Raw genomic sequence first — 12,217 nt, forward strand, 5'->3', positions numbered from 1 at the left:
CGGGCGCGGTGGCGGCAGCTAAATCAGCGAAATCAACGTGAAGGCGCGGCGGCGTGACGATGCGTCGTCGCCATGCTGACGGCTTCGATCAGCGCAATCGCACCGACGTAAAGCAGCGTGGCGATGCCGAACGCCTGAAACGTCTTGAACGTTTCCGTCTCGACCTGACGCGAGGCATAGGAGAGTTCTGCGAGGCCGATCGCCATCGTCAGTGACGAGTTTTTCACCACGTTCATGTATTGCCCGAACAGCGGCGGCATGGCGATGCGCACCGCCTGTGGCAGCACGACATGACGGAAGATCGCGAAGCGGCTCAGGCCGAGCGCGGCCGCCGCATGGGTCTGTCCGGCGGGCACTCCTCGCAGGCCCGCACGAATCTCCTCGCCGATGAATGCCGTCGTGTAAAGCGTGAGGCCGACGAAGCCGGCGAGTGTCTCCAGCGTCGGCCAGCGAATGTCGAATAACACGACGTGCCAGACATGCGCCTGCGAGAGCCATTGCACGGCGCTCGCGGGCAACAGCGCCGCGACGCCGAAGTACCAGAAGAAGAGCTGGACGAGCAGCGGCGTGTTGCGCATGAGCGCAACGTAGGCGGTCGCGGGGCGAGCGAATACGGCGCTGTGCGAGTTACGCGCCACGGCCAGCCCGAAGCCGAGCAGCGTGGCCGTCGCACTTGCTGCGACAGCCAGTGCGACGGTAACGCCGAAGCCCGTGAGCAGCCAGTCGAGATACTTCGGTGCGAGCCAGTCGGTCACGCCTTGTCGCCGATCTTGAACAGACGCGGCAACGGCTGGGCCGACTTCGGACCGAACCAGCGGTCGTAGATGTTGGCCGCGGTGCCGTTCTTCTCCAGATCGCGCAGTGTGTCGTTCACGAACGCCGTCAGCCGTGCCTCACCCTTCGGTACGCCCACGCCCATGTAGTCGTTCGAAATCGTGAAGGCGGGGATCTCGTAGTTCTGCTTGTCCGGAACGTTCGCGAGCAGGCCGACGAGCTTCGGTCCGTCTTGCGTGATGGCCTGCACGGTGCCCGTGCGCAGCGCGGCGAAAGCGAACGGTGTGTCGTCGAACGCGACGATGGTCGCCTTCGGGAATTTCTCGCGCAGCGTGATTTCGTTCGTCGTGCCCTTGTCCGCACCGATGCGCAGTGCACTCAACTGATCCGGCGACGACAACGTGCCTTTCTTGGCGAGGAACTGCTGGCCCGAGGAGAAATAGGGAATGCTGAAGTCGACCTGCTTGGCGCGCTCGTCCGTGATCGTGAAGTTGGCGAGTACGAGATCGACCTTCTTCGACGTGAGGAACGGAATCCGGTTGGCCGGGTTCGTCGGTTGCAGTTCGAGCTTCACGCCGAGCTTGTCGGCCAGCGCCTTCGCATAGTCGACGTCGAGGCCGACGATCTTGTGCGACTTCGCGTCGACGTAGCCAAACGGCGGATTGCTGTCGAATGTCGCAACGCGCAGTACACCCGCCTTCTTGATGTCGTCGAGCTTGTCGGCGTGCGCGGCGAGCGGCGCGAGGGCTGCAATGCTCAGCAGCGCCGCAGCGATGGAGGAAGTGGCAAGACGTGTGCGTGGCTGGCGAATATTGTTGTGCATGGCCTGTTGGGCTCCGATTATCGTAGATCGCTGCGGATAGCAGCGAGCGGATGTCTACGATAACGGCGCGCGTGCCTGCGCCCAACCAACCGATTTTCCTTAGCAAAACGCCGACGCTGATAAGCGCCGGCGTTTCGGTACGACGTGTCGACTCAGTCGCAATTAACCGTGGTAACGGTCATGGTCGTGATCGTGGTCGCCATGGTTGCCGTGGCCGCGGTTGTCATGACGGTCCGGGCCGCCGTGATCCCACCCGCCACGATTCAGTTCCCAGCCATGCGGGCCCTGATGCCAGGCCGGTGCACGGTAGGCGTAACCCGGACGTGCCGGTTCCCAGTGACCGGCGCGCCAGTCGTGACGATGGCCGTCCCAGTCCCAGAAGCCCGGGGCCCAGACGTAACCCGCACGCGGCGGCGGGACCGGTTCATAACGCGGCGGCGGCGGTGCGCCGATGCTGATGGACACGCCCACCTGGGCGTGAGCCGGTGCCACGGCAAAGCCGCCGAGCGTGGCAGTAACGAGCGCGATGGTCAGAGTCAGTTTTTTCATTTTTCGCCCCCTTGCAAGCGAAGTTTTGGTACGCCTTCATCGTACGAGGGGACGCGTCGGTTACGAAGCTAATAGTCGTAAGAAAATGTTGAAAGTGTTTCGTTTCATCCCGCGAAAAGCCGCGTGGACATTAGCTTCGACGACGTTGACTATCGGTCGGCTTTGCAGCCACTCCCCTCACAACGAGGGCGCCCGCTGATGCCGGTATTCCTGCGTGCGACCGCCGTAACCATACGCCGCGGCACGCGCGTCGATCACATGGATGTACGAGCATTCGTGCACGTTGCCGAGCAGGCCGGACAGCGATTCGAAGACTTGTGAAATGAATCGCGCTTTCTCGGCTTTCGTATTCGTCTCGTCCGTCACGCTGATATCGAGATGGAATGCGTTCTTGCCTTGCTCCGAGAGCGGCGCGCCACCGATGAACCAGCGCTCGTGCGGAATGTAATCGACGGTCACGGCGATGACTTCCGGCGCTTTGTGCAGGGTGTCGACGGTGAGTTGCGAGACGATGCGAACGGCGTTGCGCGAGAGCGTGTCGTCGGGCGTGCCGGAGAGTTGCAGGACGATGTGCGGCATGGTGAAGCTCCTTGAGAGTGAGAGTCGGTGCAGTGACAACGACTTCAGTCTAGGGAGATGTTTGACATCGGAAAAGCGGGAATATACGATTCCATCCATCGGTTTCTTTAATGGGTGAAATCATGGCCCCCGGATTCGATTTCGATCAGTTGCGTACCTTTGTGGCGGTCGCCGAGGCGGGCAGTCTGTCGGCAGCGGCCCCGCGCGTGTTTCTGTCGCAATCGTCGGTCAGCGAACAGATGCGCAAGCTCGAAGAGCGCATCGGCGTGACATTGTTCACGCGCGGCAAGCAAGGCGTGAGCACAACACCGGCCGGTGAGCGCCTCCTTGGGCACGCGAGACACTTGCTCGCGCAGTCGGAAAGCGCCTGGCACGACGTGCGCGGTTTTTCGCTCGCGGGGGAACTGCGGCTGGCGATCACCGACTACTTCCGTCCCGGCGATGTGGCGCGCATGCTCCGGCATCTCGGCGTGGCGTACCCGTCGTTGCGCATCCACGTGACGATTCTGAAGAGCGGCGTGATCGAGAGCGGCTACGACACAGGTGACTTCGATATCGGCTTGTCGATGCGCATTCTCGGCAAGTCGCTGGGGCGTGACGCCGTCGCAGGCACCCGTCCACTCGGGCGCGAGTCGCTCGATTGGGTGGCGTCTTCGGATTTCGTGCTGGACGCGGATGCGCCGCTGCCGCTGCTGGTGCTGCCCGACACGTGTGCGCTACATCGCTTCACGACGCAATGGCTCGACGAGCAGCAGGTGCCGTACACGATCGCGCATGTGGCGTCGGGCGTAGCCGGGTTGCAACTGGCATTGAGCGCGGGCTTGGGGGCGGCGTGTCTGAATACGTCGGCGGCGGGGCCGTCGCTTGCACGTGTCGACAAGCTGATGCCGGGGCGGCGTCTGCCGCCGCTGCCGGAAGCCGAGTTTCATCTGCTACCGGCGCGGCGCGGTGAGCCCGAGTGGGTCACGCAGGCGCGCGACGCGCTGGCAGAACATCTGATGACGTCTACGTCGCTTACAACGCGTTGAGCGGAATCTTCAGATAGCGCGTGCCGTTCGCCTCCGGCGCGGGCATGTCGCCGGCACGGATGTTCACCTGCACGGCGGGCAGGATCAGCGTCGGCATGTCGAGCGTGCGGTCGCGGGCTTCGCGCATGGCGACGAAGGCGTCCTCGTCGATGCCGTCGTGCACATGGATGTTCGCGCGCCGCTGTTCGCCCACGGTCGTCTGCCAATGCGCCGTGCGTCCGGCCGGCGGATAGTCGTGACACATATACAGACGCGTCGATTCGGGGAGTGTGAGCAGACGACGGATCGAGCGGAACAGCGTGTGCGCGTTGCCGCCGGGGAAGTCGCATCGTGCGGTGCCCACGTCGGGCATGAAGAGGGTGTCGCCCACGAAGACAGCATCGCCGACCCGGTACGCCATGTCCGCCGGCGTATGGCCCGGCACGAACATCGCCTCGGCCTGCAAGGTGCCGATGGCGAATGTCTCGCCATCGTCGAAGAGATGATCGAATTGCGAGCCGTCGGGCGGCACGTCCGCACCCAGATGGAACAGCTTCTTGAAGACGTGTTGCACGTCGCGGATGTGCGCGCCGATGGCAATGCGCCCGCCCACGCGTTCCTTGAGCCAGCGGGCCGAGGACAGATGGTCGGCGTGCGCATGCGTCTCGAGAATCCAGTCGACCGTGAGCTTCTGCGCAGCGACGAAGTCGAGTACGCGTTCGGCCGAGCCGGTGTGCGTGCGACCGGCCTTCGGGTCGTAATCGAGCACCGGGTCGATGATCGCCGCGCGACCGCCGGGCGCATCGAACACGACGTAAGTCACCGTGGCGGTGGCCGTGTCGAAAAAGGCTTCGATGTGTGCTGGCGTGGCTGACATGACCGGCTCCTGCAAAAGTTTATCGATTCATATATTATAAATCAGTAAAGTGTACGCACTACGCGTGACATCTTGCGAAAGGGCGCGGCATCTCGTCGCGCCTTGGTTTCCTGATTTGCATCGATCCTGCCATGCCACGAGTCACTGCGCTATCCCCTGTTGCGCCGGTCGACGCTCCTGCCGCTCCGGCCAATGTTGCGCCGGTCGCCGCGCTCGATCTCGCGCGTTTGCGCACCGCTGCGCACGACGCAACGGCGCTGTTGCGTGCACTCGCCAACGAGGACCGTCTGCTCATCCTGTGTCAGCTCACGCAGGGCGAGCGCTCGGTGGGCGAACTCGAAGCGCAGCTCGATATTCGGCAGCCAACGCTCTCTCAGCAACTCGCCGTCTTGCGCAGCGAGGCGCTGGTGACGACCCGGCGCGACGGCAAGCGTATCTACTACGCCGTGGCCGATGGCGCGGTGCTCGCCGTGCTGGCATGTCTCTACGATCAGTTCTGTCCGAAATCCTGATTCCACGATGGGGCCTCTCCTCATGACACTCGATACGCTTCACTTCACGCCGTGGGCATCGCTCGCCGGTGGCGTGCTGATCGGCATTGCGGTCGTCTGGCTGATGTTGTCTGCCGGACGGATTGCAGGCATCTCAGGCATTGCGGGCGGCCTGTTACGGCCTCGTGCGGGCGACGTGACCTGGCGAGTCGCATTCATCGTCGGTCTGATGGCCGCGCCGTGGGTGTACCGCGCCGTGGCGGTCGTGCCCGACGTGCAGGTGGATGCGAGCACGGCGATGCTCGTCGCGGCGGGGCTGCTGGTCGGTTTCGGCACCCGGCTGGGCTCGGGCTGCACGAGCGGTCATGGCGTGTGTGGGCTGTCGCGTCTGTCGTGGCGCTCGCTCGTGGCAACACTGTGCTTCATGGCGACGGGATTTCTGACGGTGTACGTCGTGCGTCACGTGCTTCACATCGGAGGTGCCGCATGAAGAAGATGCTCTTCGCGCTCGTCGGCGGACTGGTGTTCGGATTGGGCCTGATCCTCGCTGGCATGGCGAATCCGGCAAAGGTGCTCGGGTTTCTGGACATCGCGGGCAAATGGGATCCGTCGCTCGCCTTCGTGATGGGCGGTGCGGTGGCGGTGGGGCTTGTGGGGTTTCGGCTTGCGCACTCGCAAGCGCTGGCGTGGACTGGCGAGCCTCGCGTCTGGCCTGCGTTGCACGGACTCGACAAGCGGCTCGTGGGAGGCGCGTTGCTGTTCGGCGTCGGCTGGGGGATCGCCGGGATTTGCCCCGGTCCCGCGCTCGTGCTGCTTGGCGCGGGATCGGGCAAGGCGCTGGTGTTCGTCGTCGCGATGATCGTCGGCATGGCGGTGCATGCCGCCGCCACCTCCGGTACCTCTGGCCATTCGGCGACTTCCGCCAGCGGAAAAGCGGCGAAGTGACGTCCTCCGCGTTCAGTGCTTGCGTGCGAGTTCTGTACCGGCGTCTGCCGGAAGTTGCCGGGTGACGGGAATGGACAGCCACGAGAACAGGCCGATCACGAGGAAGGCGGGGAGGAAGTCGCTCGCCACCAACTCGGTGTGGCCGGCCAGCCGGCTGCTCGCCTGAAGCACCATCCCCGAAATCGTCACCCCAAGCCCCAGCGATAATTGCTGAACGACGCTGGCGAGGCTGGTGGCGCGGCTCGCATCCTCGCTCGCGATGTCGGCGTAGACGATGGAGTTCAGGCAGGTGAATTGCAGCGACGGGAAGAAGCCGCCGAACGCCACCACGCCGAGCATGACGATGACCGGTGTGGTGTGCGTAAAGAGGCCGTATGAGGCGAGCGCCAGCCCGGCCAGCGCGGCGTTCACGATGAGCACCTGACGGAAGCCGAATCGCGCCAGCACCCGCTGGGCAATCGCCTTCATGAAAATCGCGCCGAACGCCGAGGCGCAGGTGATCATGCCGGACTCGAACGGGTCCATATGCAGACCTTCCTGCAACGCCAGCGGTAGCAGGAACGGCACCGCACCCAGCCCGATGCGAAAGAGCGAACCGCCGACCACACTCGCGTGGAACGTCGGAATGCGCATCAGACGGAAGTCCAGCAGCGGTGCCTCGACGCGATTGGCGTGTCGCCAGTAGGCGTACACGAATACGCCGCCCAGCACGCACATGGTGATCACGACCGTATCGCTGACCTGATGCTCACCGATCATCGCCAGCCCCAGCATCAGCAGACCGCTGCCGAGCGCCGAGAGCACGAAGCCGATGGCGTCTAGCGGACCGGCATCGCCGCCACGCTCGTTATCGATGTACTTCCCCGCCAGATAGATGCCGAGCAGGCTCACGGGAATATTGACGAAGAAGATCCAGCGCCAGTGCAGATAGGCGGTGATCGCGCCCCCGAGCGGTGGGCCGATGACCGGGCCGAGCAGGGCGGGCATCGTCAGATACCCGATCGCCTTCACCAGATCGTGCTTGGGGACCGCGCGGAAGATCACCAACCGGCCGACCGGCACCATCATTGCGCCGCCCACGCCTTGCAGGAAGCGGGCGAAGACGAACGTCGGCAGCGAAAACGACACCGCGCAGAGAATCGAACCGGCCATGAAGATACCGATGGCGGTGCGGAACACGTTGCGCGCGCCAAAGCGGTCGGAGACCCATCCGCAGATCGGAATGAAGATGCCCAGCCCAACCACGTACGCGGTGAGCGCCATCTTCAGTGAAATCGGATCCTGATGGAGATCGCGTGCCATGGCGGGCAGCGAAGTGGTGATCACCGTGGCGTCGATGTTCTCCATGAACAAAGCGCAGGCGATGATGAGCGGGATGATGACGGCGCGCGACACGATGGGGGGAACGGCTGGCGCAAAGACTCGGATTCTCCCACGATTTAAGCGTCCGCTTCAATCTCGCAAGCGACGTTCAACACTTGTTTGCCGCCAATCGGCGGCGTCCAACCGGTAAAGCACGTGGCGGCGCAGCCGGTGACCGGGCGGAATCAGCGGGTGCAGAAAGTCCTCGTCGGGGCAATGGCGCATGCCGATGCGTTGCATCACGGCGCGCGAGCGAACGTTGGCGGGGACCGTGAAGGAGACGAGATCGTCCATGCCGAGCGTCTCGAAGGCGTAACGCGCTGCGGCGTCGGCGGCTTCCGTCGCATAGCCTTTCGACCACCAGGCGCGGGCGAGTCGCCAGCCGATTTCGACGGCGGGGACAAAAGGCGCGTCGAACCCGACGCGCATGAGTCCGACGAATCCCGCGAACGGCGTGACGCCAGGGATCTCCAGCGCCCACGGCCCGTAGCCGTGGGTGTCGAGGTGCTGTGCCAGCCGGAGTGCGACCGCATCGCTTTGTGCTCGATCAAGCGTCGTCGGAAAGTGGCGCATCACTTCGCGATCGGCGTTGAGCGCGGCGAACAACGGCAGGTCGCTGGTGCGCCACTGGCGCAGGATCGTGCGGCCGGTCGTGATCGTGGGGGCCTCGGTGTCGAAAGGTGAGCGCAAATCCAAGGCTGTCGTCGATGTCGTCATGCGTCCCAATCCGTAGGAGATCGACGCCAATTCAATTCTCGAATTGGCGATCTCGGTTAATCAGCAAAGGCTTAATTCGACCGTCGAGGTTATGTCATTGCATCCGGGTGGCCCGACAGTGCTGGCTTTGACGGGCATCGGGGGGGCTGGCGAATTAGCTTATCTTACGAAAACTTCCCGGATTCGTGAAATCAGTTTCCCGTATGGATTTGACGTATACGTCAACAAAAATGACAGTTTCCTTGCCTCGAAATTTATCTCTTTGCCGACTTGGGGACGCGTTTCGCCGGTAATGTGGACGATATGTCGACGTATATCGCTAAATCCTCAACTCAACTTATCCGTAAATTGCGGTAGTCGGTTGAGAATTGTCCGAATGATTACGGTGCTTCGGATAACAGAATGATCGGATTGCGCTTAAATATTTGTGATCGTATATTTTGATGCGTCGATTTATGTGAAACCGTGATGCATCGGGCGACTCGACGGGATAGGCGGGGAAAGCTTTCTAACCCTTGCAGCATGAAGCGTGAACCCATAGTGCCGTGTGGAGTCCTCATCACCGGCCAGACGATTCATCTCATATCGCGAGGGAATTGCCGGTAGCCCCAACTTTTTTTCGGAGGGGTTATGGGGTGAAGGACTGTGACGGTAATCCCGGATATATGCCCCGATTCCGTGCATTTTCTGAAGTGTCCCTCGGACAATTCAATGCGATTTCTGCATCCACAGACTCATTTGATGGAAATGCGGTTTTCAAATTATTAAAACTCGTGCTATTTTAAGTGGCGATCCATTTTTAACAAGGTAAGGACACGCCAGATGGCAAGCTATAAGGAACTCGTCGCGCAACGCGACAAAATCGAAAAGCAGATCGAAGAGGCCCGTGCCCGTGAAGTGGCTCAGGTCATTGCCGCAGTCAAACAGAAGATCGAGGAATACGAGCTCACCGCGAAGGATCTCGGTCTTGCGACGACGGACGGCCGCCGCCGCCCGGCCCGCGCACCCATCGCTCCGAAGTACCGCAACCCCGAGACCGGCGAAGTGTGGTCGGGCCGTGGTCGCGCCCCGAAGTGGATTGGCAAGAGCCGCGAGAAATTCCTGATCGCGAAGTAATTCGCCGGCGTCAGCCGGACTGGCATTGCCGGTCACATGCCAGGGAGGTTGGGGAGTCAATATCGCTGTGCCTCACTCGCACAGTCTTTGCCATCTCCATCGTGTCCCTGTGAGCAGTAAAGCGCAGCCCAGTAGTCGCATTGCCCCCCAACCCGGATCGCCTGGCTGTGGCTTGATGTGATGCAGTGCCGTAAAAGTCAAAACCCGCCGTTCGTTAATCGACGGCGGGTTTTTTCATGGGCTGGGAATTAACTTTGGTGCTAGGGGATTCAAAGCGTCGTGTCCCCCTGGTTGTTGGTTCGCTTTTCCCTCACCCCTCACCCCTCACCCCTCACCCCTCACCCCTCACCCCTCACCCCTCACCCCTCGGCACTGGGATCGTCAGGCGGGAACATCAGCGTGACCTGTAAGCCACCGGAGGCGCGATTGGCGAAGGAGACGCGTCCGCCGAGTTGCTGCGTGAGCTTGTCGACGATGGCGAGCCCGAGACCGCAATGGGCATTGCCGCCGCGCGCCGGATCAAGGCGCACGAACGGGCGCACGATGCGATTGATGTCTTCGTTCGGAATGCCCGGGCCGCTGTCCTCGATCACGAGACGCCAGCCGCTCGCGTCCTGCGACGTGCGGATCGTCAGCGGCGCGCGACCGTACGTCACAGCGTTATCGAGCAGATTGTTCACGATGCGCTCCAGATACGTCTGGCGCAGTTTGAAGCCTGGCCCGGCCTGCAAGTCCAGATCGATGGTGTATCCCTGATCGAGGAACGGCGCGATCAGCGACGGGATACGGGCTTCGACCGGCGAGGCCGCGCTGTCGAGTTCGACGCCACGCGCGAACAGCAGGAACTGGTCCACGATGCGCGTCATCGATTCGGCGTCACGGGTGATGCCTTCGCTCATCTGGACATCGTCGAGCATCTCGGCGCGCAGACGCAGCCGGGCGAGCGGCGTTTTCAGATCGTGCGCAATGCCGGCAAGCATCGTGTTGCGCTCCCGGTCGGTCTGGACGATGTCCTGACTCATGCGATTAAAACGCTCCGTCAATTGCCGCAGCTCCAGCGGGCCGCGCTCTTTGACCTGCGTTCGAACACGATGGGTCGCCAGTTGTTCGGCGGCGGCCGCCATGTCGCGCACCGGACGCTGCAATTGCCAGGCAGCAAACAACGCGAAGATGACGGTAATGCCCAGCACGGCGGCCAGACCTGGCAGAATCGTCGCCGTTCCCGGCGGGTTTCGTACGGACAATACGGGGGTGGCGATCCAGTAGTCACGGCCCGGCAGACGCGCCCAGATCCTTGGCGGCGGGGTGCGCTCCACACGCAATTGCGTGCCGGCGGGCAGACGGCGGGCGAGTTCGGTCGTCAGGCGTGCGCTCTTGCTGGCCGGTTCGAAAACATCGCCATGGGCGAACGAGACGGGCACCACCTGAACGAGATCGGGCAGCGTAAGCGTCGAATTGCCTTCGTGGACTTCGGACGCCGCCTTGATGATAAACGCCATCTGTTCGGCGGCGTTCTGCACCCGCATCTCGTCGTGATCGCTGCGTAGGATCGTGAGATACGAAAAGTGACTAATGACCAGCGCCGCGATGATGAGCACCGCGAGCCGGCCGAACAGCGTGTCAAAACGACCTTTCATGCGGTGGCCATGTCGGCGCGTTGGCCGTCGGGAACAAAGATATAGCCGCGCCCACGCACGGTTTGAATAAAGCGCGGGCTTTGCGCGTCCTCGTCGAGCAGACGGCGCAGGCGCCAGATTTGCACGTCGATGCCGCGATCGTTCACGTCGCTGTCGGCGCCGTAAAGCAATTCGATAATGCGTTCGCGCGACAGGACCTGCATCGCGTGATTGACCAGCAGCCGCAGCAGGCCGTATTCGCCATCCGAGAGCGTGAGCAACTGCGAATCGCGGGTCAGCGTGCGACTACGGAAGTCGAGCATGAACGGGCCGAACGCGTAATTCTCGCGCTGCTCCGGCACGGCGGCGTCGGGCGTCTTGCGACGGCGCAGCACCGCGTTGATGCGCGCGAGCAGTTCGCGCGGACTGAAGGGCTTGCCCAGATAGTCGTCGGCCCCGATTTCCAGCCCGACGATACGGTCGATTTCGTCGCTGCGTGCGGTGAGCAGAATCACCGGCACGTCGTCGTTACGCGCGCGCAGGTCGCGCAGTGCGGTCAGACCGTCCACCTTGGGCATCATCAGGTCGAGCACGATCAGGGCCGGGCGCTCGCGCTCAAGGCGCGCGGCCAGCCCTTCGCCGTCGTGCATGACCGCGACGGAGAAGCCGTGGCGGCTCAAATACTCGCGCAGCAGGTCACGCAGATCGGGATCGTCGTCGACAACAAGAATCTTCATATTCGCTCGGACAGGTTGTGTCGTCATGATAGTGGCCTCGCTGCGCGGCTTTGCACGTGTTTTGTTTCCGGAAATTACAGTCTTGGTCGCCTGTAACGATGCGTAATAATAGTGCGAGCCGCGATAACACAGGAAACACGCGCGAATTTCACCGGCGTCGAGTAAGCTTCGGTCTCTTAATCAGACTGCCTGATTAGCCCTGATTCGCCCTGACGGAATCGGTTTTGCCAGTGTTTCGTCGCGCGTCATCCTTAACAGGTGGTCGGTCTGGCAGTAAATCGCACACCCAATCGCACGTCTTCACCTCACGGGACGCTGCGCCAAGGCACTGCACAGCGATGCACGGCAAGGCGATGCAAGGCATCGGTGGACACGATCGGCGGGCAGGCGCGAACCATCGTTCGTCCGGCCGGTCACTTAGCAGCGTCGGACAATTCTGATCGACGGCACAGAGAAAACACTTGTAACAAGCCATCCCATCGAGCTGTTACAACCGTCTGCTATGCTGGTCAGCCAATGAGGTGCATGCCGCTGTTTCGGGGCTTCCCGGGCAGTTTGCCGCGCCGCAGCAAACCAAAGAAAAGAACGTCGTCCGCATTGGACGAATCCGCCAACTACTCCGCT

General features: G+C 62.4%; 14 protein-coding genes. 5 read left to right on the forward strand and 9 right to left on the reverse strand.

Annotation, left to right across the window (positions count from 1 at the left end):
- Window positions 1-32: 32 nt before the first annotated feature.
- From PAQ31011_RS13620 to PAQ31011_RS13635, 4 genes are all read right to left on the reverse strand, one after another.
- On the reverse strand, window positions 33-755 hold the full coding sequence (locus PAQ31011_RS13620; RefSeq protein ID WP_150576293.1) for an amino acid ABC transporter permease: 723 nt from the start codon (window positions 753-755) through the stop codon (window positions 33-35).
- Entirely contained in the window at window positions 752-1,597 is an 846-nt protein-coding gene (locus PAQ31011_RS13625) for an ABC transporter substrate-binding protein (protein ID WP_150576294.1), read from the reverse strand. The genes PAQ31011_RS13620 and PAQ31011_RS13625 overlap by 4 nt, the downstream gene beginning before the upstream one ends.
- A gap of 162 nt (window positions 1,598-1,759) precedes the next feature.
- Window positions 1,760-2,146 carry a YXWGXW repeat-containing protein gene (locus PAQ31011_RS13630; RefSeq protein ID WP_150576295.1) on the reverse strand — a complete coding sequence of 129 codons (387 nt, stop codon included), beginning with the start codon at window positions 2,144-2,146 and terminating at the stop codon, window positions 1,760-1,762.
- Window positions 2,147-2,323: 177 nt separating this feature from the next.
- The gene (locus tag PAQ31011_RS13635; protein ID WP_150576296.1) at window positions 2,324-2,725 is read right to left on the reverse strand and encodes a tautomerase family protein; all 402 of its coding nucleotides are present in this window, start codon (window positions 2,723-2,725) and stop codon (window positions 2,324-2,326) included.
- 122 nt (window positions 2,726-2,847) lie between these two features.
- Here PAQ31011_RS13635 and PAQ31011_RS13640 point away from each other — a divergent pair, with 122 nt between their 5' ends.
- A complete protein-coding gene (locus PAQ31011_RS13640) occupies window positions 2,848-3,753 on the forward strand; it encodes a LysR family transcriptional regulator (protein ID WP_246179549.1) in 906 nt (301 codons plus the stop codon).
- Here PAQ31011_RS13640 and PAQ31011_RS13645 read toward each other — a convergent pair.
- Complete coding sequence (locus PAQ31011_RS13645) at window positions 3,740-4,609, reverse strand: MBL fold metallo-hydrolase (RefSeq protein WP_150576298.1); 870 nt, start codon at window positions 4,607-4,609, stop codon at window positions 3,740-3,742. The two genes, PAQ31011_RS13640 and PAQ31011_RS13645, sit on opposite strands and share 14 nt — an antisense overlap.
- A gap of 131 nt (window positions 4,610-4,740) precedes the next feature.
- Between PAQ31011_RS13645 and PAQ31011_RS13650 the strand changes: the two genes are divergently transcribed.
- Genes PAQ31011_RS13650 through PAQ31011_RS13660 form a run of 3 tightly spaced genes read left to right on the forward strand, consistent with a single transcriptional unit; the run spans window position 4,741 to window position 6,045 of the window.
- Entirely contained in the window at window positions 4,741-5,121 is a 381-nt protein-coding gene (locus PAQ31011_RS13650; RefSeq protein ID WP_150576299.1) for an ArsR/SmtB family transcription factor, read from the forward strand.
- Between the two features lie 22 nt (window positions 5,122-5,143).
- Entirely contained in the window at window positions 5,144-5,590 is a 447-nt protein-coding gene (locus tag PAQ31011_RS13655; protein WP_150576300.1) for a YeeE/YedE family protein, read from the forward strand.
- The gene (locus tag PAQ31011_RS13660; RefSeq protein ID WP_150576301.1) at window positions 5,587-6,045 is read left to right on the forward strand and encodes a DUF6691 family protein; all 459 of its coding nucleotides are present in this window, start codon (window positions 5,587-5,589) and stop codon (window positions 6,043-6,045) included. Before PAQ31011_RS13655 ends, PAQ31011_RS13660 begins: the two co-directional genes overlap by 4 nt.
- 12 nt (window positions 6,046-6,057) lie before the next feature.
- Here the strand turns inward: PAQ31011_RS13660 and PAQ31011_RS13665 are convergent, their stop codons facing one another.
- Both PAQ31011_RS13665 and PAQ31011_RS13670 read right to left on the reverse strand, forming a co-directional pair.
- Window positions 6,058-7,440, reverse strand: a complete 1,383-nt coding sequence (locus tag PAQ31011_RS13665; protein ID WP_150576302.1) for an MFS transporter — start codon at window positions 7,438-7,440, stop codon at window positions 6,058-6,060.
- Between the two features lie 57 nt (window positions 7,441-7,497).
- Window positions 7,498-8,154, reverse strand: a complete 657-nt coding sequence (locus tag PAQ31011_RS13670; protein WP_343031675.1) for a GNAT family N-acetyltransferase — start codon at window positions 8,152-8,154, stop codon at window positions 7,498-7,500.
- 792 nt (window positions 8,155-8,946) lie between these two features.
- On the opposite strand from PAQ31011_RS13670, the gene PAQ31011_RS13675 reads away from it, so the two are divergent.
- Entirely contained in the window at window positions 8,947-9,240 is a 294-nt protein-coding gene (locus PAQ31011_RS13675) for an H-NS histone family protein (RefSeq protein ID WP_039400758.1), read from the forward strand.
- Window positions 9,241-9,599: 359 nt separating this feature from the next.
- Here PAQ31011_RS13675 and PAQ31011_RS13680 read toward each other — a convergent pair whose 3' ends face one another.
- Entirely contained in the window at window positions 9,600-10,877 is a 1,278-nt protein-coding gene (locus tag PAQ31011_RS13680) for an ATP-binding protein (RefSeq protein WP_150576303.1), read from the reverse strand.
- Entirely contained in the window at window positions 10,874-11,593 is a 720-nt protein-coding gene (locus PAQ31011_RS13685) for a response regulator (RefSeq protein ID WP_039400753.1), read from the reverse strand. Before PAQ31011_RS13685 ends, PAQ31011_RS13680 begins: the two co-directional genes overlap by 4 nt.
- Between the last annotated feature and the right edge of the window lie 624 nt (window positions 11,594-12,217).

It is taken from the genome of Pandoraea aquatica (genome assembly GCF_902459565.1).
GTDB classification, from domain to species: Bacteria; Pseudomonadota; Gammaproteobacteria; order Burkholderiales; family Burkholderiaceae; genus Pandoraea; species Pandoraea aquatica.

Excerpts from the sequence above, each read along its gene's own strand:
- PAQ31011_RS13625 (WP_150576294.1), bottom strand. The coding sequence starts at position 1,597 with ATGCACAACAATATTCGCCAGCCACGCACACGTCTTGCCACTTCCTCC.
- PAQ31011_RS13630 (WP_150576295.1), bottom strand. The coding sequence starts at position 2,146 with ATGAAAAAACTGACTCTGACCATCGCGCTCGTTACTGCCACGCTCGGC.
- PAQ31011_RS13635 (WP_150576296.1), bottom strand. The coding sequence starts at position 2,725 with ATGCCGCACATCGTCCTGCAACTCTCCGGCACGCCCGACGACACGCTC.
- PAQ31011_RS13640 (WP_246179549.1), top strand. The coding sequence starts at position 2,848 with ATGGCCCCCGGATTCGATTTCGATCAGTTGCGTACCTTTGTGGCGGTC.
- PAQ31011_RS13645 (WP_150576298.1), bottom strand. The coding sequence starts at position 4,609 with ATGTCAGCCACGCCAGCACACATCGAAGCCTTTTTCGACACGGCCACC.
- PAQ31011_RS13650 (WP_150576299.1), top strand. The coding sequence starts at position 4,741 with ATGCCACGAGTCACTGCGCTATCCCCTGTTGCGCCGGTCGACGCTCCT.
- PAQ31011_RS13655 (WP_150576300.1), top strand. The coding sequence starts at position 5,144 with ATGACACTCGATACGCTTCACTTCACGCCGTGGGCATCGCTCGCCGGT.
- PAQ31011_RS13660 (WP_150576301.1), top strand. The coding sequence starts at position 5,587 with ATGAAGAAGATGCTCTTCGCGCTCGTCGGCGGACTGGTGTTCGGATTG.
- PAQ31011_RS13675 (WP_039400758.1), top strand. The coding sequence starts at position 8,947 with ATGGCAAGCTATAAGGAACTCGTCGCGCAACGCGACAAAATCGAAAAG.
- PAQ31011_RS13680 (WP_150576303.1), bottom strand. The coding sequence starts at position 10,877 with ATGAAAGGTCGTTTTGACACGCTGTTCGGCCGGCTCGCGGTGCTCATC.
- PAQ31011_RS13685 (WP_039400753.1), bottom strand. The coding sequence starts at position 11,593 with ATGAAGATTCTTGTTGTCGACGACGATCCCGATCTGCGTGACCTGCTG.